Raw genomic sequence first — 20,486 nt, 5'->3', positions numbered from 1 at the left:
AATTTTTAAAGTCCGCTTTTAAAAAGTGGGCTTTTTGTTCATTTTTTAACTCCTAAAACAAAACCGCGTTATAATCAAATAAAAAAGGATGATTAAAAAATGAAACTGGTTAAATTAAACGTAGAAATTCCGCAGATTGTTGTAGAAATGGAAAACTATATTCAAGACATGATTCATAAAGAAATTCAAAAAAGAGGAAGGTCTATAAATAATCAAATTGAAGTGAAAACAGATGAAGATAAAATGAAAAAACTTCAACAACATTACTGTTTTGCAGGCGGAGCATTTAGTAATCTGTACATTCATCAACTTGGTTCACATTCTATTAAGGGTAATGTTATCAATGATGTAGATATTTACGTCGATTATGCCTTTTTTGAGGAGTCATACATTGAAAATATTCCTGGTGTAGAAAATATTCAAACGGAAGACCACAGAAGCAGTGGTTATGCCATCAACAATTGGGATACCATTCGAGAGATTACTAGATTCAATTATAAAGGTCTTCGATTCCAAGTTATTTCTTTATATCATGTGGAACGTTTATGGTATTTTGATTTCCGTTTCCGTAATTTTTATTATAAAAACGGAGAAGTGTTTGCAAGCGAAGGCGCATTACAGGATATTGAAAATAAGGAACTAGTCGTAGCATCTTTTGGTACACCTCTATCTACTCTTATTCGCGGATTTAAATTTGAATATGAATTAGGTTTCTCATTGTCCGATGTAAGCAAACAAATGTTGTTATATTGTTTAAAGCATTTTAAAACTGACTTGAGACGGGTTTCAGAATTAACGGAGCATATTACGAAGTATTCCGTTGCAAGAGACTATGTAAACGAAACTATGCAGAAACTCTTAGATGGTAACACTGGTAGTATCACCTTATATGGTGGAGTAAGTGTTCCGGTACTTAATTCAGATAAAGTAGTTTATCCTTTCCATGAGCAAAGTGAATTTATTTTAGAATGCTATAATCCATCAATAGGGGAAGATAACTATCAAGCACTTGTTCAATATAAAAAGAATGAATTTCTGGATAAGGAAATTTCTGTAGGAGATTTCAACTACAAATACTTCTTAAGCTTCTTTGAAGATAATAAAACTTATTTACAAGATATGATAAGAGTGATAGGTTTTGTGCAACTAGCAAAAGATTTTACAAATGCTGATTTTGATAAAGCAGAAGAGCTATTTAAAATTGAAAAAATAGAGCTTTCGAAACATCGAGAACAAATTGATAATGTGATAATTGCTTTAAGGGATAGCAAATCATGTCCAGAAGCAGATATCCTTATTCCTCAACGTTTCAAACAGCATATTTACTCTGTTTTAAAATATAAATGGTCTGTTACTATCACCCATGATGTAGAAGATACATTAGGTTCGTTGTATGGAGAAAAATTAATTTTAAACATCTCTAGTAATATTCAAATTGGAAATGTAACGAAATCTCTAGCCACAGGAAAATTTGAGCTGCTTCAAGTGCAAGATGGTTGTTATGTCTTATCTAATACGGAGGCAAATTCATCTTATTTTTATAAAAGAGGGGTTCGAAAACAATTATTCTTAGCATTACAAAAAGAATTAGGCAAATTCCGATTAGGCGAGAAGGGAGATATTGCAACGATTCGAAACTTTGGAAAAGAAGGACATTGGTTCCAAAAAATTTCTTCAGATAAAGCGGTATTATCTCGTTTTCAGTAAAACATTAATATTCATGTAGCCCCTAGATAAGGGGCTTTTTTCATGTTTCAAAAAAATAAATGCTTTTTTTGGTAAATTCATTTGTATTTATGATACAGTGGGAATAATTTCAAAAGAAAGGTGGGTTCTAATCATGACAGCCCTGACTTCCGTACTTATTTTTTATCTTCCTGTACTAATTTTAGGTGTTTTTCTACAAAATAAAATATTTGCTAAACAACATTCTCAAGGTAAATGTTTTTTTTGGACTTTATTAAATTCTCTTATGGTTCCATCAGTGACTGGTTTTATTATATGGATGTTTGATAACTTTACCAATCCGCCATCAAGTGGAAGCGGTACGAGTGGATTAATGACCTTTCTCTATATGTTTTTTTGTTTTATACCTTTGTGCATTATAAGTTTTCTTATCTTTTATTTTTTAAATAAACGATATGATAAAAAAGAGAAAAATAAAAGCATTCAAAAATAAAATTTGAATGCTTTTTTTCATATTTTAGAATAAGTATTAAAAAACTTATAAAATGAATTCTGTATCCTTTTTTATTTTTGTTTCAAAATCATTATGGCATTAATAGTTGATAATGATAACGAAACTAACAAAGGGGGAGAACTCACTAAACCTATAAGTAACCAATGCCAATTCCCTGGAACATCATGTCCTGGACTGATTATCCAGCTGTATATAGGATTTATAAAACAAAATATCGTACCAGCCGCAATTGCTATGGATAACCATCTGTATTTTTGTTTAAGTATCATGGGAGAAACGAAGTTTACCAAAATCGCTAAAGCGAAGAATAATACAATCATTAATAAGACTATTAAATCGGGCAACATATAGCTGTTCATTTTAAACACCTCAAATTTCTAAAAAAAGGGATTCTTTAGAATAAGTATTTATAAAATGAACGCTTTATCCTTTTTTCTTTTTTTGTTTCACAATCATTATGATATTAATAATTGCTAACGCAAATATCACAGGATAAGTTAAATAAGACATAAATACATAACCATACATATCTGATTCAGGGTCTCCTTTGAATATTATGAATAACATAATAGGAGATATTCCAATTAACGTAAACACCGTAATTGCAATTGATATCAATCTGTATTTTTGTTTGAGTATTATGGGAGAAAATAAGTTTACCAAAATCATGGAAAAGAATAATATTAAAATTATTAAAAAGTCCACTTAAAACACCTCGAATTCATAAAAAAGATTACAATGGGATACTAACATAATTCAACAATTAAAAAAGGAAATTACGGAAAAAGTTATTTTAACATACAAAAATGTTGAAGAAATAGAAAGACTATTTGATGGAGATTCATTAAAAACACTTATCACTTTGTTTTAAATTTATGTAAATTACTTGCTAATAATTATTGTTAATGATAATAATGCGTTAGAAATTTATTAAATTGCATTATTTTAAAGCTGTTTTCATAGTATGGAGGCATTTATGTTTAGCAAAAAAGAAAAGAAAGTGTTAACTATATTTGGCATTATAATGGCTAGCTTATTACTTGTTTTTGGAATTTTCGTAGCGAACGAGGTAGACAGACTTCATGACCAAGAAAAACAATTTGTATTGGAAAATGTACATGAACTTACAAAAGAAGAATTAAAAATTCTAAAAGAACCTACTTCTGGAAAAGGTGTAAATTCGGATAATACATGGAGAGTAACTGACGGGAAAAAGGTATGGGATGTTATTGTTGAAAGCACATCTAACGAAAAGGGGACATTTGAGATAGAAGAGATTATTGAGATTGGCAATGTAGTAAGGTAATTTATCCTAATTTCATGAAAAGGTAATTTTTAGCGTTACCTTTTTTAATTGTATTTCTTTAAATGCCATTTAAGGTAAAATAGGATAAGGAGTTGTATACTTCTTAACCTTTTAGGGTTATATTTAGTAACATACAATAGAGCAACTAATCAACATATAGGAGGTATAAAATACATGTTAAAAAAGCCCGAACATATTTTTCATATAACTAAGCCACAACATGTGGAGTCTATTTTAAAAAACGGCTTAATTCCTTCGTTAATTGATGGATTAATATATTTTACGACTACATTAGAAGATGTAATTACATTTTCCAATACATTGCGTGTTAGTGCCATTCGAGATGAAAAAGACCCTGATAAGATTAAACAAATGAGAGTTGCAAACAAACTATATGTTATCAAAGTATCTACTGATTCATTAACAACTTCCAAATGCAAGGAAGGTAAAGAACACGACCCGAATTTTTTCAAGAATGCTATTGCACTTACTTATCCAGAGAAAATCGGACCTGAAGCGATTATGGAGATATATGAGTTGAATTGTTTAACACGTTCATTGAAAATTTTCGAAGAGGGAATTCCTGAAATTGATGAAAACATCATAAATATTTAGAAGAAATTTGATTTGAAATTATTCGAAATGAAAAAGGCAGTGAGATTATTATCTCGCTGCCTTTATTGTTCTATATGTTTATTTTTAATTAACCATGCATTACCCAAATAGAACCGACAATAATAGTTAAAGCAATTATTAAGCTGTAAATCATATTTCCAACTTGAACCTTGTTATTTTCGCTTTCGTTTACATGCATGAACATAAATAGCTGCATGCCTGCTTGTAAGAAAGCCAGAGAACCGATAATGGTCATAATAACTGTTTTAGAAAGGGGAGACATTAAAGCTACTCCGATTGCTAAAAATGTCATGACCAATGATAATATTAAGCCTACAATGTGACCGATTGGATATTTTTTATGATTCTGTTCCATTTAATTCACCAACCCTGCTAAGTATACAAATGTGAAGATGAATATCCAAACAACATCAAGGAAGTGCCAATATAAACTTATAATGAATACTTTTCTTGCTGTAACTGGTGTTAATCCACTTCGGAATAATTGGTATATTAATAAACTTGCCCAAGCAATACCCAGACTTACGTGAGCTCCATGTGTTCCAAGCAAAACGAAGAATGCGGATAGAAAGGCACTTGTTTGAAGTGTTGCATTTTCATGAGATACATAATGCATAAACTCACTAACTTCGAAATATATAAATCCAGCACCTAATAACAGTGTAATGATTAACCAAGTAATTAACCCTTTTTTGTTATTGTTTCTCATATGGAAGATAGCAACCCCACATGTAAAACTACTAATTAGTAATAATAGTGTTTCGATTAATACATCTTTTATTTTAAATAAGTCCATTTGTTCAGGACCGCCTGCTGTTTTTCCTTGTAATACAAAATAGGTAGCGAAGAGAGTAGCGAATAACGCTATCTCTGCTCCTAAGAAAATCCAGAAACCTAAAATATTTAATCTGCTTTGTTCTGATTGATACTCTAATGGTAATGATGTATCTAAATGACTAGCCATTATTTATCACCTCTAGCTGCACGCTCTGTGCGAATAATCTCTTCTTTACTTACATAATATCCTTCATCAGTATCAAGAGAACGATAGGCTAAGCCAGCAAAGATTCCTACTAAACCAATAATCGCTAACCACCACCAAGAGAATACTGCTGCAAATCCAGCGATACCAAATGCAACTGATGTAAGGATAGGCATTGCTGAGTTACTTGGCATATGAATAGGTTTTACATCATCTTCATTAAATGTAGATTCGTTATTTTTCTTCATTTCCCAGAACGCATCTACACTTTTCACAACAGGAATTTGTGCAAAGTTATAATGTGGGATAGGTGTTGGTGTTGACCACTCTAATGTGCGACCATTCCAAGGGTCTCCCGTTGTATCGCGTTTTCCGTAACGAGCACTCCAATAAATGTTGTATCCAAGTACAAGGAAACCGATACCCATCATTACTGCTCCGACTGTAGAGATTTGGTTTAATCCAGTCCAGCCAAGACCTTCTTGATATGTATTCATACGACGAGTCATTCCCATTAATCCTAAAAGGAATTGTGGGATAAAGCATACATTGAATCCAATCATCCATAACCAGAATTCAATTCTACCTAATTTCTCATTTAACATATGTCCAAACATTTTTGGATACCAATAATGTAAGCCTGCAAATAATGCAAAACCGACACCTGGAATTAATGTGTAATGGAAGTGAGCAATTAAGAAATAGCTATTGTGATATTGATAATCCGCAGAAGCCATTGCAAGCATAACGCCTGTTACCCCACCAATAACAAAGGTTGGAATAAATGCTAATGACCAAAGCATTGCCGGCGGAAATTCAATTCTTCCTTTATACATCGTCAATAACCAGTTAAATAACTTCACTCCTGTAGGAATTGCAATTAACATAGTTGAAATCGAGAAGAATGAGTTAACTGCTGGTGTATTCCCCATTGTAAAGAAGTGGTGAACCCAAGTGAAGTAACTTAAAAACGCAATTGATAACATTGAGAATACCATTGAACCGTATCCAAATAAACGTTTACGAGAGAAGGTACCAATGATTTCTGAATAAATACCGAAAGCAGGAAGTACAACGATATATACTTCAGGATGTCCCCAAATCCAGAACAAGTTGCTCCAAAGCATTGGCATACCGCCAGCAGCCAACGTGAAGAAATGGGCTCCGAATAATCTATCAAATGTCATTAAACCTAATGCAACCGTTAATACAGGGAATGCAAAGATAATGATGATACACATAGCTACTACAGACCAAACGAACATTGGCATTTTCATTAACGTCATGCCAGGTGCTCTCATTTTTAAGATAGTAACTAAGAAGTTAATACCGGTCATTAAGGTACCTATACCGGCAATTTGCAGTGCAATTGCATAAAAGTTATTTCCAACGCCCGGAGTAAATTCCGTTCCTGCGTAAGGGAAGTACATCGTCCAACCCGCATCAGGAGAACCTCCAATAACGAATGCAATGTTAAATAACATCGCTCCTACAAAGAATAACCAAAAACTAAAAGCATTTAGTAATGGATAAGCAACATCTCTTGCTCCAATCATGAGCGGAATGGCAATATTAATAAGACCCATTAAGAATGGCATTGCCATAAATAAAATCATAATCGTTCCGTGTGTTGTAAAAACTCCATTGTAATGCTCTGGATTTAGAAAATGCATATTAGGGAACGTTAATTGGGCACGCATCATTAATGCGTCCACGCCGCCACGGAATAACATCAACACAGCAGCAGCTATATACATAATACCTATTCTTTTATGGTCTACTGTTGTTAGCCATTCCGTCCAAAGCCATTTCCATTTTTTAAAATAAGTTAAAACAAATATGATACCGATAGTCGCTAATGCGATGGAGGCATCTGCCCCATAAATAATGGGGTCTCCTGTAACGAAAAATTCATCTAGCTTCAATGAATTTCACTCCTTTTCTATTTATATTAGTGATGATTTGAATGACCTTCGTGTTCCATTCCATCCATATGTTCCATGTCATCCATATTCATATGGTCCATGTTTTCCATATCATGATGAGAATGTTCTTCTTGTTTTTTGTCTAATTTAGTATCTGTTTTCTCTCCATGATGATGAGATGGTTTTACCCATTTTAAGTGAGTTCCGTTGAATGTCATACGACCTACAGAACCATGTTCTAAAATCGTGTCATATTTTTTCTTTGTTAGCTCTGGTGCAGTTCTTTTCACATCTTTTACCCATTTATCAAAATCTTTTTGAGTTTGGGATAGAACTTCAAATGTCATTTGAGAAAATCCTTCGCCATTAAAGTTCGCATTACGTCCTAGATAAGAACCAGGATTATCTGCTGCTAAAATAAGTTCCATATTATGACCAGGCATTGTATATTTCTGTCCGCCTAATTCTGGAACCCAGAAAGAACCCATTGTTCCAACTGATGTTAATTGAAACTTAATTGGTGTTCCTTTCGGAATGTTTACATAGTTTACCGTTTCAATTCCTTGTTCTGGATAACTAAAAATCCATTTCCATTCTGCTGAAGTAACGTTGATAGTAATTGGTTTTACATGTTTGTATTCTTTCGGTATTTCTTCTAATTGATAAATAGATTTAATTGTTGGAATGGTTATTACGACAATGACAATAACAGGAATAATAGTCCAAATGATTTCTAATAATAAATTGCCGTGAACATCCGGTGGTTGATATCCTTCGTTTTCTGGTGTTGCTCGATACTTCCAAACAATAAATGTAAACAAACTAAACATAACTACAACAATGCCTAGCATAAAATAGGTAGACCAAGAAATAAGGTCTAATTGTAATCTGGCTACAGGACCTTGTGGATTTAAGACTCCTGATTTTACATCACAACCACCCAGAAGCAAGGCGGGGGATAATAAAGCCAGTAGTGAAATCATCTTTTTAAAATTTTTTCTGGATTTCACACCATTTTCTCCCTTCCATTATTTAATTTTCGTGAGAAGAAACTATACCGACATCAAAAAAACGTCTCATCAGAGAAAACAACGAGACGGATAATGTTGCGCTGGCATAGTTTGGACTGACGTTACATATATTCTCCTTTTTTTTGCTTTTTCTTTGTTATGAACACGTATTTTTTCAAAAGAAATAAAGTTTCGTCATACAAAAGACAAAATTAGTAATATATACACTGTGTTATATGTCAAAAGAAGCCCGAAATTCATCATATGTAATGTGTATCAATTTTCGAAAAAGAAATAGTAGGTTAAAATAAAAATAGATGAAAGAGAAGAGATTCATGACGAGAGAAGAGTGGGGGACTATTTATGCATATTGAATTAGTGAGAGAGATTAGAAAAAAAGAAGTTAAAACCGAAGCAGAAGAAATCCTGTTGCAATATCACAAGACGATTGCTTATGTTAGCGAGATTTTGGTAGAGGAAAGCAAGATGCACTATAGCAGCGAAGAGGCTATTGATAAAATCAGAAACTACTTAAAGAAAAACCTGTAAGGAACAGTAAGTTTTTAAAATTCAACAAAGTAAAAGCCACAAAGAAAGTGATTCTTTGTGGCTTTTTTGCTATCAATGCTGTTTATATTCGTTTATTCATTTTCCATATCAATCTTCATTATCGTCATTGCCTTCGTCATCGTCCTCAAATATTTCCTCAAATATTTCATCTGCTATCACACCAGCAGCAAATCCCCCTAAGACTCCCATCATCATATTAGAATTACTATGTCCATTGTTATGTCCATGACTTTCGTGGCGTTCATGGTGTTCGTAATGCTCCTGATTCCCATGTCCATGATGCTCCTGATGTCCATATTGTGGATGACCATGATGAGAACCAGGTTGATAATGTGTTTGATGCTGCGTTGATTGGTGATGATTTTGCTGCATAGAGTAATGAGAAATCGTTTCGTTGATTTTGGATTCCAACAATGATTTTAATTCATTATAATTTTGTAATACTTGTGTTGGAATAAAAATGCTCTGTCTCAATTCTGTTTCGCGATAATAACCTTTCATATCTAATTCTAATTGTAACTTTATTCCCGTTGGTGTAGTTTCCAATACGATTTCTAATTCTTCAACGTTTGAATAATTGTGCGGTGGATAGAATTCAAACTCCTGTTTGTTTCCATCATATTTTCCAAAACTTTGTTTTTCATGGAATCCGATTTGGTGCAACGCATGGAATACGTTGTCCATATCTGCATTAGGAATAACTTGAACGTAATCATTATCATATGCATCTACTGCACCACTAATATCTAAATGAGTATGGAAAAAATAAGAAACATTGTATTTTGAAATCGGAACGTTTAAAGGAATCACTGTTTCAAAAGGAATCTGTTTGTGTTCACGTACACCAATAGTTGTATTGAAAACAACAGGAATAAGATTGAGTGATTTCATGTATTCAAATTCTCCTGTTGTGTACTTCATTTTGAACTCTACATCAATCTTGTTAATAAATTGTTCTGCACTTCCACCTTGTATATTTACATGACCTCGGATAGTCTCTCCAATTGACCATTGGTTACTTTCTAACACTAAGTCAACTTTTGCGCCGCCAACGCCCATTTTTGCTAGTAAATTATTAAACATGTTACATCCTCCTAATTTGTTTTTGTTTTAAAATATGTATTCTTAATTTTTACTCTAATGCAATATAACATAATCAATAATAGATTCATAGATTCCTTTAAAAGAAATAAAAAAATAAGTAATTTTTAGAAAAAAATATCTAATTTCAGATTATTCATTTCAAATTCGGCTATAATGAAAAGGTTTAACAGAAGAAAGAAGGGGTACATATGGTTAGAAATCGATTAAAAAGTAATATTAGTGATATTTCGATTCAAGACAGATTGCAATATAATCCGGAAATCATAGAGTTTTTCTTAGATGAAGACTCTTTAAAGGACATAGAAAATATACGCAAAAAGGTTCGTTTTTTAAAAGAAAAGGGGATAAAGGTATTTCTTCATCACCCAACCAGAGTTAATGGAAAGATTCTTGATATTTTAAGTGAAGATAAAGAAGTTAAGAACTATTATGAATGGTCTTCTAGTGTGTTAGCTCAGCTATGCAAAGAAGAAGATATTCGTTGTATTATCCATTGTCATTATGCAGGTACGGAAAGCTCTAATCACCTTACTTTGGAAAAAACATTAGAAATGAAACAAGAAATCGAAAAAATTCTCGAATTCGGAAGAGAAGTTTTTCTATGGGAAGATACGATAGAGGGGCTATTCGCTCACACCAATCCATATTTATTGGAACATGTTATTAAACCGTTGAACTTAGATTTAAATTTAGATATTAGTCATAGCTATATCGCAACAAAAGGGGACAATGAGCAATTACTGGATATCGTAAAGAAAACAGCTCCTTTTGTAAAATACCTTCATGTCGTGGATAGCTTTGGTCAAGAGCACGATGGAAGAGAGTTAGGGAAGGGTAGTATTAATTGGGCTGCTATTAAACCATACATAGAAGATAAAGACTTTGTGTTTGAAATCTTATTAGATAATTTAAATGATTGTTCTCCAATGGTACGTAGCGCAGATTATTTTAATTCCATATAATTATTAGGTATACTTTTTATCAAAAAAAGAGCCCAGATGAGTTAGGCTCTTTTTTTGAGTAGCATGTAATTTGATGGGAAGTCATAGACATCCGTAATTATTTATGGATGTTTATTTGTTTATTTTTGAAGAATATACTTCCGATGATGTGAAGTGAGCATCCTAATATAACAGCAAATACACCCCATAGTTCCTTAGGACTCGGATTGTAATTTGGAAATTCCGAAGAAGAAAAATTATGGAATATATATGTGATAGAACGAATAGCAGGTGATAATAAATACAAGGAAATAGCTATCATTAATACATCTATCAATACCCAAAAATAGTTAGATTTCCAAAATGGCTTGCTCATTTTATCAGTCCTTTTTACTAAATGTCTTACTATATTTGTTGTCCTTCTAAAACCAAAAATTCATACAAAAACACCCCATCATGACGACAGGATGTATATATTAAAGTATTTCTACTCTCTATTTACGGAGTTCTATTTGATTCATGTAAAAATCAATTTTGGCAACACCAATAATTCCTTCTTCGATACAGTTTAATAATGTGCGTTGAACGATATTCTTAACAATTAGTTTCATAAAAATTCTCCTTTTGTATGTTTTTTTAGTTGTTGTATCTGGACCTTTTTATAAACTCAAACCAAATGAGTTTTTCAGCCAGTTACATTATGTATTTCGAGCTCTTACACAGCATCCTAAGCTGCTGTGCTACCCCTAGTTCGAAAGAGTGTATGTATTATGCCTTTTGAATCAACAAAAACATCATACCAATTCAGAATGTGTGTTTCAATACTTTTTTTAGATTTTAAATCCATAATAAAAAAGCAAATTCAGAATTTCTCAATGTTTAATTGAATGGTAACGGTTTCAATTTAAAAAAATATTTTTTGCTCTTATTTGCTGACGTTCCCAAATGATAGAGCTATTTCATTAATATGTCATATTCTTTCGTATCTCATTACTGAAAAGTGATGACTTTTAGCGGCATTTGCAACCTTGTGGAAGGTGCTTATTTGGTCTTCTAAATGATGGAAAGCATCTTTATTATCCATATGAAATTTGATTAAATCGTTATCAAAATTCCATTCACTTTCAAAGTAGTAACTTTCTATTATCTTTGGAATTGGGAAATTGAAGTCATAAACATTTTCAATGCTCGTCACAATAAAATTTCCTGTATCTAAATCTATTTTAAATGTTGTATTGGTAGCCATTGCTATCACCTCAAATAATATTTTAATTAAATTATATACTGACAAACCTTACGAAAACAGCGAAAAGTAAAACATAAAAAAACCTTGGCATAATACCAAGGTTTTGATGATGGAAGAATCATTTTATAATATTCACGTAATGATTTTATTTATTTGCTTGCAAAGATTGAATTTGTTGCATAAGATTTTGAATTTTATGTTCTTCTTCTACAGAAATATCAACTAATGGAAGACGAACAGAACCTACATTGAATCCAGATTCTCTTAGTATCGCTTTGATTGGTACTGGATTTGTTGTGAAAAATATACCTTCAAAAATAGGTAGCATCTTTCTGTGTAAATTTGCTGCTTCATATGTATTTCCAACAAGGAATTCGTCTATCATATTTCTCATTTCATTTCCTATAATATGACTTGCTACACTCACAACACCGTATCCACCTAAAGCTAGGATAGGAAGCGTTAAGTTGTCATCTCCACTGTACACATAAAAATCTTTTGGGGTATGCTCAATAATTGTTGCGATTTGAGATAAATCACCACTAGATTCTTTTACAGCTACGATATTAGGGATTTTTGCTAACTCAATGATAGTTTCAGCTGGTGTATTCACTGCCGTTCTTCCTGGGATGTTGTATAACATTATTGGAAGTTTTGTGCTTTCGGCAATGGCTTTAAAATGCTGATATAATCCCTCTTTAGAAGGTTTGTTGTAATAAGGATTTACTAACATAATTCCATCAGCTTTTCCTTGGTTTTCAACTTCTTTTGCAAATGTAATGGAATCTCTTGTGTTATTAGAGCCTACGTTTGCAATGACTAATACTCTTTCTCCTGCTACATTCTTCACATGGTTAAATAACATTAATTTTTCTTCATGCGTAAGAGTAGGGGACTCTCCAGTTGTTCCTCCTACTACGATAGAGTCGGTACCTGTTGCAATTAAATGTTCCACTAATTGAGACACTTCACTAAAATCAATTTGTAAATTCTTATTAAATGGTGTAATCATAGCTGTTTGAATACGTCCGAAGTTATTAATCATGGGGTTTCCTCCAATATATTTTGTTGTATAAACGTTTTCAGCATACAAAATTCCAATTTTTTATCAATTCTCTAGAAAAATTTTTTGACATTTTTTTTATTTTAATCGTAATAATTTCTAAGTAGCAGGGAACAGTAATTGATGAGAGCAATCAACCATCCAGCCATTCTCTTTCAGCCAGTAACCTCAAAACTCTTACTAGGGGAGGTTATTGGTTCTTTTTGTTTTATGCTGTAAAACATATTGATAATAAATTCTAAAAATTTTCTAAAAATCCCACTAACATTTTTTTGAATAACAAAAAAAGATAGCAAAAATGCTATCTCATTAATTTTCTTTATTTTCTATTGTAATTGATATTTGTCTTTCAGAGACTTTGGAGAAGAATTTACCATCCATTTCAATGCCCAAGACACAACAGCTACATCATCGAGAATACCTAATCCTAAAATGAAGTCCGGTATAATATCGATTGGAGAAATACAATATAAGATTGTAAAACCAACAATCAACATTTTTTTGCTTTTTTTCACCTCTTTACTAGACATGAATTCCATAACAAAAGGTATGGACTTCCTAACATTAAGTAACGTAAACAACGCTTTAAATCGATTCATTCACAAAACCTCCGTTTTTTCTGTATTATAATCCAGAAATCAATTTTCGTCTTAAACTAAATATTTTTTTCATAATGTAAGTTTTTTAAAAACGAAAACAATTAAAATATAAAATGATAGATTAGTAGGATAAATACTTCCCCAATTATACTACGTTTATCTGAATAATAATTCTGGTTATATTTCATTAAATATATATAATATTAGTAAGAACTATATATAACTCGTTATTCTTTAATACATTTGTTTTATTATCCTAAATAGAGAGAGAGGATTAAAATGACGAACGAAGATAATCCATTAGAAAAGCAGAGAAATGCTATTATGAATGCATTGAAACGTAAATCTGTAGAAAAGTATTTAGCAACAACGGGTGATTTGGCACGTATTGATGCTAAAATTGCTAATACTGCTATCGTGTATATGAAAGATGGCAAAATGGTAAAAGAATACCCTAACGGGGAAATTGTCGAAATCAACGGTGAAATCGATGAGTAAACCTAAATCAATATCCCGATGGTAAAATCGTCGATATGAACGACTAGCAAACAAAACAAAATTATATGAAAATGTTAGAAATATATAATAGCTCAAGAGGTGAAAATAAATGAATGATACCAATTCTTTCGTACCAGTACATATAATACAAAACATGACTCATTTGAACACAAAACATGATTTATGCTTGCATAAAGGTTCAGAAGAAGAAATAGAAGTGGAATATGTAAATATAAGCGAAATATTTCCTTCTCAAATATATCACCTATTACAAGAATCATTTGATGAAATAAAATTCTTTCGATATGAACAATTAGGTGAACATTGCGGGAATGGTTATCAAACAGTCTATACAGAGGTTGAATATGATGAACACATTAATCCTTATATAAAAGGATATTATTGTGATTTGGATTCTAGAAATGGTCTTGGTACACAATACACGTTAATCAGTCCATTTCTCGCGATGAAAAGAAAAGAAAACTAATCATTAAGAACTAGTAGAAAGCGGTGAGTTAATTGAATCGGTCAATCAATCTATATTCAATTGAAAAAGATGCAATTTGCCTGGAATGCGGAAATAAGGGAGCTATTCAACATTACGGTAAGTATTATCCTAATGGTGTTGGGGAATTAGCCGACAAAACAAAATCATATGAAGATGTTAGAAACAAGCCTCACATGTCCCATGCGATGGGATTTGGAGGAACAATTCCGCATAGTTGTTTAAATTGCGGAAATGTGGGCTTAATAGACTTTGGTGGTCTTGAAGGTTACAAAAAGGCTTTTAAAACAAAATAATAGGTATAGGAAGGGGCGTATGCTCCTTTTTTGTATGGGAATAAATTTAGAAAAATAAACAATAGCTATTTTCAAAATGATACAATGCGAATATAATATTCCCTTAAGGAGAAGTTCTTGTATGACACAAAGTAAAATATACCAAATTCAAATTAACCAGGAATTATTTTCTGCTTGGATGAGTTATGGAAAAGAGTTTGAGTGTGTTGCCGCTGTAATTCAGAATGATATGGAATTATCTACAGAGCAGCTGAATGAATGGTTTATTTCTACTAATACATTTTTAAGAAAGAAGCAACGACATTTAACTCCTCAACAAATGCAGCATTTGTTGGAATTACGAAATCAAACGATTCAGCATATTAAATCCATAAATAATTAAAACAAACGAGGGAAAATGATGGCAGATAACTTTCAAGTAAGAGACAAGGTTCTTTATGACGATTTTATTTGTTTTATTTCTGAAATTACGGTAAATAAGTACGTTTTAATAGATGAAGATGGACGTCTGCATGATTCCATTCATCAGGGCGATTGTTGGTTGATGGAATTAATTGAAAAAAATTCTCCGGACTTTCCAAAAATCAAAGTGGAAAGATACGAAAAAGTTGTTGTTGTAAAGGAATCAGAAGATGATGAAATTCCAGAAATCATTGAAATAAACGGAATTCGATATGCTAGACAATACTAATTTATGATTTATATTCATGGTAGGAATATTTTGGATTTTATATTTTTTCGAAAATTATACAAATACACGTTCTATTTTGGTATAGTGAAAAAAGCAGAAAAGTTGGGTATCGATTACAGATAAAAAGCTGCTACAGAATGGCATAAGAAAGTAGCGGAATTACAACGGTGATTTATGTCATTATGGAAGCCTATTTTCTATGAGCTCCTTAAGTCAGAGCCAATCGATAAGATTCCGACATTTAAATGGTGATAAATATAATTGTTAAGTAGATGAAATTCCTCGAAAAAAGAAATGTTTAACAAATCATTTCGGGAATTAGTATGAAATAGATTAATCTAGAAGGACGGTTATTTATTATGACAAGAAAAAAAGAATTATTATTACAAGCAATAACGAATGAGATTAATCGTATTGAAACGGAAATAAAAGAAGCAGAAGGATATATCTCTTTTTATAAAACACAAGACAAGGAAATTAGAAATGGGAATACAGACGCCTTAGATTTTTCATCGTTTAAAGGTATGACAGAAGGAGAGGCTATTAGGTTTTGTATTCGCCAAGTCATTTCTTTTGAAACAAAATGCGCTGAACTGATTAGAGATGTTCGTATTCTTAAAGAAGCGGAACAATCATAATTCATAACAGGAACAACAAATGGCTAAACCTAACAGGCAACGGATTAATCAAATTATTCGTTGCTTTTTCTATGACAATTTTAGGGGATAACATAGAAAGGAAGTAATTATGAATTTTAATTGTATTTTAAACGATTCTGAATTTATACATAAAATGCTTAGAGATGAACTTCCGCTACATGAACGTGATGAAAATGGTTTAAATCTTTTTCTTTATACACTAACATCTGATAAATACATCCAACACTTAGAATTGCTTTTGAAACACAAAAAGAATGCGTTACACGAAGGCTTTGATACAGCATTATTTCATGCAATTGAAAACGAAAACGTTCTTGGAGTAGAGTTATTATTAAAACATGGCGCCAATCCCAATTGCGTTAAATCATATGCTTGGAAAGAAACACCTATTCTATTAGCAATCAGAAAAAGAAATCTTATTTTGGTCAAGTTACTGCTGCAATATGGTGCTGACATTAACGAAAAAGACGGGAACGATACAACGGGATTAATGATAGCAATTTACCAATCAAACATGGAAATGGTGAATTTTTTAATCGCCAATGGTGCAGATGTAAACATTCATAGCATACATGGAACAGCATTGAAAAAAACTTTATTAGATAGAAACGATGGTCTTTCCGACCTCTTGATTGATTCTGGAGCCCTTATTGTAGATGTACATAATGAAATGAAAGAATCAGCGCTCCATATAGCTGCACAAGTAGGTAGTCTGAAAAGGGTTCAGTATTTTGTACAAAGTGGCATACCGGTGAATCAACCCAATAGGGCAGGGCAAACGCCTGTTATGATAGCTTGTATGCATAGACATTACGATGTTGTTGAATACTTAATTGCTTGTGGCGCACATATCAAAGCAACCTCTTCAAAAGAAGTTATGGGTATTTTAAATATTTTAAACGACGGTAATTTAAAGTTAATTCAATTACTATTAGAACATGGTCTGAACTTATATGAAATTATAAAAAAGGAAAATCCTTTTTACTATGTCTCAAATTGTGAAAGTATTAATTTTCTCTTAGAATTCGGAATGAACATCAACGAAAGAAACAGATTTAATAAAAATGACTATGCTTCTTTGCATTTCTCTAAAACAATTGACCAATTAGAGGTTTTAGAACAACATAAAGAAAAAATGGAACCCGAACTTCTAGAAAAGTATCTAGAACTCCGGTTTGCTATGTTGTTACAAACTATTGAATAAAGAATGATGGGAAATCCTAATGAAATGTATAAAGGAGAACGTATTATGAAATTTTCAAAGATATTAAAGAGCGAAGACTTTGAAAACAAATTAATCAACAACGAAATTGATTTAACATATAAAAATAGTTTGTTTAAAACATTATTCATTTATGCAGCTTCGAATGAGAAATATGTAAAACAATTAGAGCTTATTTTGCGATACCATAAGAAACAAGTAATGGACCAGGTACACAGAAACAAGAAAAATGCACTGTACGTTGCAATAGACAATGGTAATACTAAAGGAGTCAAAGTTCTTTTGGATTATGGATTTGACCCTAATGTAGATGCAATTTTTGGGAGTCATGACCGTCCTATTATTTTGGCTTCTCAAAAAAGAAATCTCAGTATCGTTAAGTTGTTAATTGAACATGGAGCAGATGTAAACGTGATAAATTCTAAACAATTTTCTCCATTAAGAAATGCCATTTTCTATAAGAATCTAGAAATGGTTAGATATTTAATTAACAAGGGTGCAGATGTAAACACTAAAACTATTTTTGGAAAAGCACTAAGAATGGCATTAATTCTTAAAGAAGAGAATATAGCAAAATTATTAATTGAACACGGAGCGTTTATTTTAAATATTTCTAATGAGGGAAAATCTGCTTTGCACATCGCTGCCTCAAATGGACAGCTAGATATGTTAAAGTATCTTGTTGATTTGGAACCAAATATTCATTTGCAATGTCATAAAAAAGAAACTATTTTAATGTGCGGTTGCAGAAACGGAGAATATGAAATAGTTCAATATTTGTTATCTTTAGGTGCTAAGGTAAATTGTGAAAATGCATGGGGGGAGACGTCCCTACTTTTAGCTTTAAAAAGCGGAAATTTAAAAATCGTGAAATCATTATTAGAACACGGAGCCAGTTTGGAAAAGGAGAAATCCCGTATTTATCCCATTTTATTTCAAGACATTAGAAACCATGAAGTAGTAGATTTTCTGTTAGAAAAGGGATTTAATATGAATCTTAAAGATAGAAATGGAAAGTATGGCGCACTAAGGTTTGTAAATACTCCAGAAAAACTAGATGTGTTAGAAAAACACAAAGACAAAATGGAGCCAGAGTTACTGGATAATTATTTGGCTAGGAGATTAGAGTTGCTTATTTCATTAAATTGATATTTCAAAACAAGAAAGAGGAATACAATATGAATCCTATCACTGACCCAAAAGATATATTTAAAGTGGAAATGTGGTTAGTTCAACTAAAGGTTTGGCTTGAATGTGAAGCAGAAATTCAACATGAAGATGTGAAAGGTGTATATGCGAATCAAGCAAAAGAAATACAAGATTTTTTGGATAGTCGTTTATAATTCTTAATCGGATAATATGGAGGGATTAAAATGGATATTGAAATGGAATATGATTTAAAGATAAGACAGTCTTATCACGGAACAGGTGGCAGAGAAGGATACAAATATAAGGTTTATAATAACAAAGGCAAAAAAATAGGTGAATTAAAAGACGTCCCTACAAAATGTAGCTATGGGAATACTGTAGTCATCAATGGGAATTTGTATATAATTTTAAGAGCATACGATTCTCCAAATCCAAGACATGAAAAAAGCGAAGTTATGTACTATGAATTGGCAAAATATGAGTTCAAACCTGATTTTGATTTAGGCGAAACTTTTAACTCAATTGCTTCATAATGTTAATTTGTAAATTATCATTAATATTTAGTGGTATAATCCCAAAACTTTTTTGTTTTCAACAAAATTATTCGATATGAATTATAATTAAGGTGAACATTTGAAAGAAAGTGCATCTTAGAGGAGGATTATTAATGCATCCATTTCCAGTAGGTACAAGAGTGGAAACGAATGAAGAATATTTTAAACAATGGGGTAGAAAAGTTATTGGCACTTCTGTTGCTATGAATCCAATGCCACCAAGCGTAATGACCATTGTTAGGTGGGATTCTCAAGTAGGAAAGACAATACCTGCACAAACAGGACATAACGTGTTAATGATGTCAAAGGACTTGCAGCTACATCAACCTAATTGATGCGTCGTACGATAAAAATATGCAGTAAAAAATTAAAAGACTTAGTTTAACTAAGTCTTTTTTTGTAGCAAAACAACAATGCTCGCGAAAAGGGTGTTTTTCAAAAAAACACTCTACATAGCAGGTGATTCTGTTGTTTTAGGAGAGCCTCCTACACGCACAAAGGTACCTGCGATATAGACATTGTGGTATACATCTTCATATGGAAACCCTTTATTAGTTGCATCGCGCACATCCATAACTTCTCCACAAGTGAATGTTTTGCAAACAATTGTTTTCGTATCAGGTAATATATATCTTTTGTTTTTATCTAAGCATTTTGGGCAAATATAATAACACTGATAATGAGAAACGCCTCCGTATGTTCGAATGCTTGCTGAAGAATTTTTAAAAGTCGGAGGTTCATTTAACAGGATTTGTGCTCCGCTTTTTTCTTTAGCCTTTTGAAATGCATGAATCATAGAAGAATTCTCAAATTCGCTAACTGGGCGATGTAAACCTTGCACACCAGTGTTCAAAGTATTGTATCCTTCTTTTAATGTTTCAAGTTTCTCTTCCTTTTTTACTTCATGTAGGGTATCTATTTCTAGGTCTCCTGTGTGAATTTCAAATGAAGAAAGAATATGTTTAATAAAATGCCATTCATCAGGTGTTTCAATGCTACCTGCTTCTAATTCCAATTCTTTTCTTCCATTTTTAAATTTAATTTTAAAGTCTTTCAATATGAGCCTCCTACATTACCCGATACTTCTCCTATTACATATTATCAAAGTTGTGTCAATCCATCTAGTATGATAAAAATGGTATTTTTTCAAAAAAATAAAAAAGAAATAAGATAAATGGGGAAGGGAAAAAGAACGGGTTTAACTGAAGGTTTGTCAAATATGCTTCATAATTCATACAATTTCTCAAAAAAAAGAACCCGTTATGTTTAAATCATAGCAGGCTCTTTCTTATTTACGTCCTTTTAAAAGCATCAAAATAACTACTACTAC

At 32.0% G+C, this 20,486-nt stretch carries 26 protein-coding genes; 17 read left to right on the top strand and 9 right to left on the bottom strand.

Translation table 11 applies throughout. The features are described 5' to 3' along the window. The first annotated feature begins 99 nt into the window (after positions 1 to 99). From PDL00_RS06345 to PDL00_RS06330, 4 genes are all read left to right on the top strand, one after another. Positions 100 to 1,707, top strand: coding sequence for a hypothetical protein (locus PDL00_RS06345; protein WP_270727640.1), 1,608 nt, complete (start codon positions 100 to 102; stop codon positions 1,705 to 1,707). A 133-nt stretch (positions 1,708 to 1,840) separates the two neighbouring features. Next, a complete protein-coding gene (locus PDL00_RS06340; protein WP_270727638.1) occupies positions 1,841 to 2,179 on the top strand; it encodes a hypothetical protein in 339 nt (112 codons plus the stop codon). 997 nt (positions 2,180 to 3,176) lie between these two features. Next, positions 3,177 to 3,506, top strand: coding sequence for a hypothetical protein (locus PDL00_RS06335; protein WP_270727635.1), 330 nt, complete (start codon positions 3,177 to 3,179; stop codon positions 3,504 to 3,506). A 174-nt stretch (positions 3,507 to 3,680) separates the two neighbouring features. Beyond that, positions 3,681 to 4,121 carry a hypothetical protein gene (locus PDL00_RS06330; RefSeq protein ID WP_270727634.1) on the top strand — a complete coding sequence of 147 codons (441 nt, stop codon included), beginning with the start codon at positions 3,681 to 3,683 and terminating at the stop codon, positions 4,119 to 4,121. Positions 4,122 to 4,209: 88 nt separating this feature from the next. Here PDL00_RS06330 and qoxD read toward each other — a convergent pair whose 3' ends face one another. From qoxD to qoxA, 4 genes are read right to left on the bottom strand one after another with little or no spacing between them, the layout of a single operon-like run. Beyond that, positions 4,210 to 4,497, bottom strand: coding sequence for a cytochrome aa3 quinol oxidase subunit IV (gene qoxD, locus PDL00_RS06325; protein ID WP_270727630.1), 288 nt, complete (start codon positions 4,495 to 4,497; stop codon positions 4,210 to 4,212). Further along, entirely contained in the window at positions 4,498 to 5,106 is a 609-nt protein-coding gene (gene qoxC, locus PDL00_RS06320) for a cytochrome aa3 quinol oxidase subunit III (RefSeq protein ID WP_270727627.1), read from the bottom strand. After that, complete coding sequence (gene qoxB / locus PDL00_RS06315; RefSeq protein ID WP_270727624.1) at positions 5,106 to 7,049, bottom strand: cytochrome aa3 quinol oxidase subunit I; 1,944 nt, start codon at positions 7,047 to 7,049, stop codon at positions 5,106 to 5,108. Before qoxB ends, qoxC begins: the two co-directional genes overlap by 1 nt. Before the next feature lie 26 nt (positions 7,050 to 7,075). Beyond that, complete coding sequence (gene qoxA, locus PDL00_RS06310; RefSeq protein ID WP_270727621.1) at positions 7,076 to 8,059, bottom strand: cytochrome aa3 quinol oxidase subunit II; 984 nt, start codon at positions 8,057 to 8,059, stop codon at positions 7,076 to 7,078. 363 nt (positions 8,060 to 8,422) lie between these two features. Here qoxA and PDL00_RS06305 point away from each other — a divergent pair, with 363 nt between their 5' ends. Then, positions 8,423 to 8,608, top strand: a complete 186-nt coding sequence (locus PDL00_RS06305; protein ID WP_270727619.1) for a hypothetical protein — start codon at positions 8,423 to 8,425, stop codon at positions 8,606 to 8,608. Positions 8,609 to 8,716: 108 nt separating this feature from the next. Here the strand turns inward: PDL00_RS06305 and PDL00_RS06300 are convergent, their stop codons facing one another. After that, a complete protein-coding gene (locus PDL00_RS06300; RefSeq protein ID WP_270727617.1) occupies positions 8,717 to 9,712 on the bottom strand; it encodes a sporulation protein in 996 nt (331 codons plus the stop codon). A gap of 209 nt (positions 9,713 to 9,921) precedes the next feature. Here PDL00_RS06300 and PDL00_RS06295 point away from each other — a divergent pair, with 209 nt between their 5' ends. After that, a complete protein-coding gene (locus PDL00_RS06295; protein ID WP_270727615.1) occupies positions 9,922 to 10,695 on the top strand; it encodes a sugar phosphate isomerase/epimerase in 774 nt (257 codons plus the stop codon). A 949-nt stretch (positions 10,696 to 11,644) separates the two neighbouring features. On the opposite strand, the gene PDL00_RS06290 is transcribed toward PDL00_RS06295, so the two are convergent. From PDL00_RS06290 to PDL00_RS06280, 3 genes are all read right to left on the bottom strand, one after another. Next, a complete protein-coding gene (locus tag PDL00_RS06290) occupies positions 11,645 to 11,920 on the bottom strand; it encodes a hypothetical protein (RefSeq protein ID WP_270727612.1) in 276 nt (91 codons plus the stop codon). Positions 11,921 to 12,065: 145 nt separating this feature from the next. Continuing rightward, positions 12,066 to 12,965 carry a 4-hydroxy-tetrahydrodipicolinate synthase gene (dapA, locus tag PDL00_RS06285; RefSeq protein ID WP_270727609.1) on the bottom strand — a complete coding sequence of 300 codons (900 nt, stop codon included), beginning with the start codon at positions 12,963 to 12,965 and terminating at the stop codon, positions 12,066 to 12,068. Between the two features lie 344 nt (positions 12,966 to 13,309). Beyond that, a complete protein-coding gene (locus PDL00_RS06280) occupies positions 13,310 to 13,582 on the bottom strand; it encodes a YkvA family protein (RefSeq protein WP_270727605.1) in 273 nt (90 codons plus the stop codon). Between the two features lie 279 nt (positions 13,583 to 13,861). On the opposite strand from PDL00_RS06280, the gene PDL00_RS06275 reads away from it, so the two are divergent. The 11 genes from PDL00_RS06275 (at position 13,862) to PDL00_RS06225 (ending at position 19,491) form a co-directional block, all read left to right on the top strand. Further along, the gene (locus tag PDL00_RS06275) at positions 13,862 to 14,080 is read left to right on the top strand and encodes a hypothetical protein (RefSeq protein WP_270727602.1); all 219 of its coding nucleotides are present in this window, start codon (positions 13,862 to 13,864) and stop codon (positions 14,078 to 14,080) included. A gap of 109 nt (positions 14,081 to 14,189) precedes the next feature. Continuing rightward, the gene (locus tag PDL00_RS06270; protein WP_270727600.1) at positions 14,190 to 14,567 is read left to right on the top strand and encodes a hypothetical protein; all 378 of its coding nucleotides are present in this window, start codon (positions 14,190 to 14,192) and stop codon (positions 14,565 to 14,567) included. A 32-nt stretch (positions 14,568 to 14,599) separates the two neighbouring features. Then, entirely contained in the window at positions 14,600 to 14,881 is a 282-nt protein-coding gene (locus tag PDL00_RS06265) for a hypothetical protein (RefSeq protein ID WP_270727597.1), read from the top strand. Positions 14,882 to 15,002: 121 nt separating this feature from the next. Beyond that, a complete protein-coding gene (locus PDL00_RS06260; RefSeq protein WP_098007244.1) occupies positions 15,003 to 15,263 on the top strand; it encodes a hypothetical protein in 261 nt (86 codons plus the stop codon). Positions 15,264 to 15,281: 18 nt separating this feature from the next. Continuing rightward, a complete protein-coding gene (locus tag PDL00_RS06255) occupies positions 15,282 to 15,572 on the top strand; it encodes a hypothetical protein (RefSeq protein WP_098517713.1) in 291 nt (96 codons plus the stop codon). Positions 15,573 to 15,931: 359 nt separating this feature from the next. After that, positions 15,932 to 16,210, top strand: a complete 279-nt coding sequence (locus tag PDL00_RS06250) for a hypothetical protein (RefSeq protein WP_270727593.1) — start codon at positions 15,932 to 15,934, stop codon at positions 16,208 to 16,210. Positions 16,211 to 16,319: 109 nt separating this feature from the next. Continuing rightward, a complete protein-coding gene (locus PDL00_RS06245) occupies positions 16,320 to 17,435 on the top strand; it encodes an ankyrin repeat domain-containing protein (protein WP_270727590.1) in 1,116 nt (371 codons plus the stop codon). A 45-nt stretch (positions 17,436 to 17,480) separates the two neighbouring features. Then, complete coding sequence (locus PDL00_RS06240) at positions 17,481 to 18,602, top strand: ankyrin repeat domain-containing protein (protein WP_270727586.1); 1,122 nt, start codon at positions 17,481 to 17,483, stop codon at positions 18,600 to 18,602. Positions 18,603 to 18,631: 29 nt separating this feature from the next. Next, positions 18,632 to 18,796 carry a hypothetical protein gene (locus PDL00_RS06235; RefSeq protein WP_270727584.1) on the top strand — a complete coding sequence of 55 codons (165 nt, stop codon included), beginning with the start codon at positions 18,632 to 18,634 and terminating at the stop codon, positions 18,794 to 18,796. A 30-nt stretch (positions 18,797 to 18,826) separates the two neighbouring features. Continuing rightward, positions 18,827 to 19,135, top strand: a complete 309-nt coding sequence (locus PDL00_RS06230) for a hypothetical protein (protein WP_270727581.1) — start codon at positions 18,827 to 18,829, stop codon at positions 19,133 to 19,135. Between the two features lie 134 nt (positions 19,136 to 19,269). Then, entirely contained in the window at positions 19,270 to 19,491 is a 222-nt protein-coding gene (locus PDL00_RS06225; RefSeq protein WP_270727578.1) for a hypothetical protein, read from the top strand. Between the two features lie 113 nt (positions 19,492 to 19,604). On the opposite strand, the gene PDL00_RS06220 is transcribed toward PDL00_RS06225, so the two are convergent. Continuing rightward, the gene (locus PDL00_RS06220) at positions 19,605 to 20,213 is read right to left on the bottom strand and encodes a hypothetical protein (protein WP_270727575.1); all 609 of its coding nucleotides are present in this window, start codon (positions 20,211 to 20,213) and stop codon (positions 19,605 to 19,607) included. Between the last annotated feature and the right edge of the window lie 273 nt (positions 20,214 to 20,486).

It is taken from the genome of Bacillus cereus group sp. TH152-1LC, from assembly GCF_027710505.1.
GTDB lineage: Bacteria > Bacillota > Bacilli > Bacillales > Bacillaceae_G > Bacillus_A > Bacillus_A mobilis.
The sequence above is the reverse complement of the archived record's forward strand: the minus strand, read 5'-3'. Positions and strand labels throughout refer to the sequence as shown.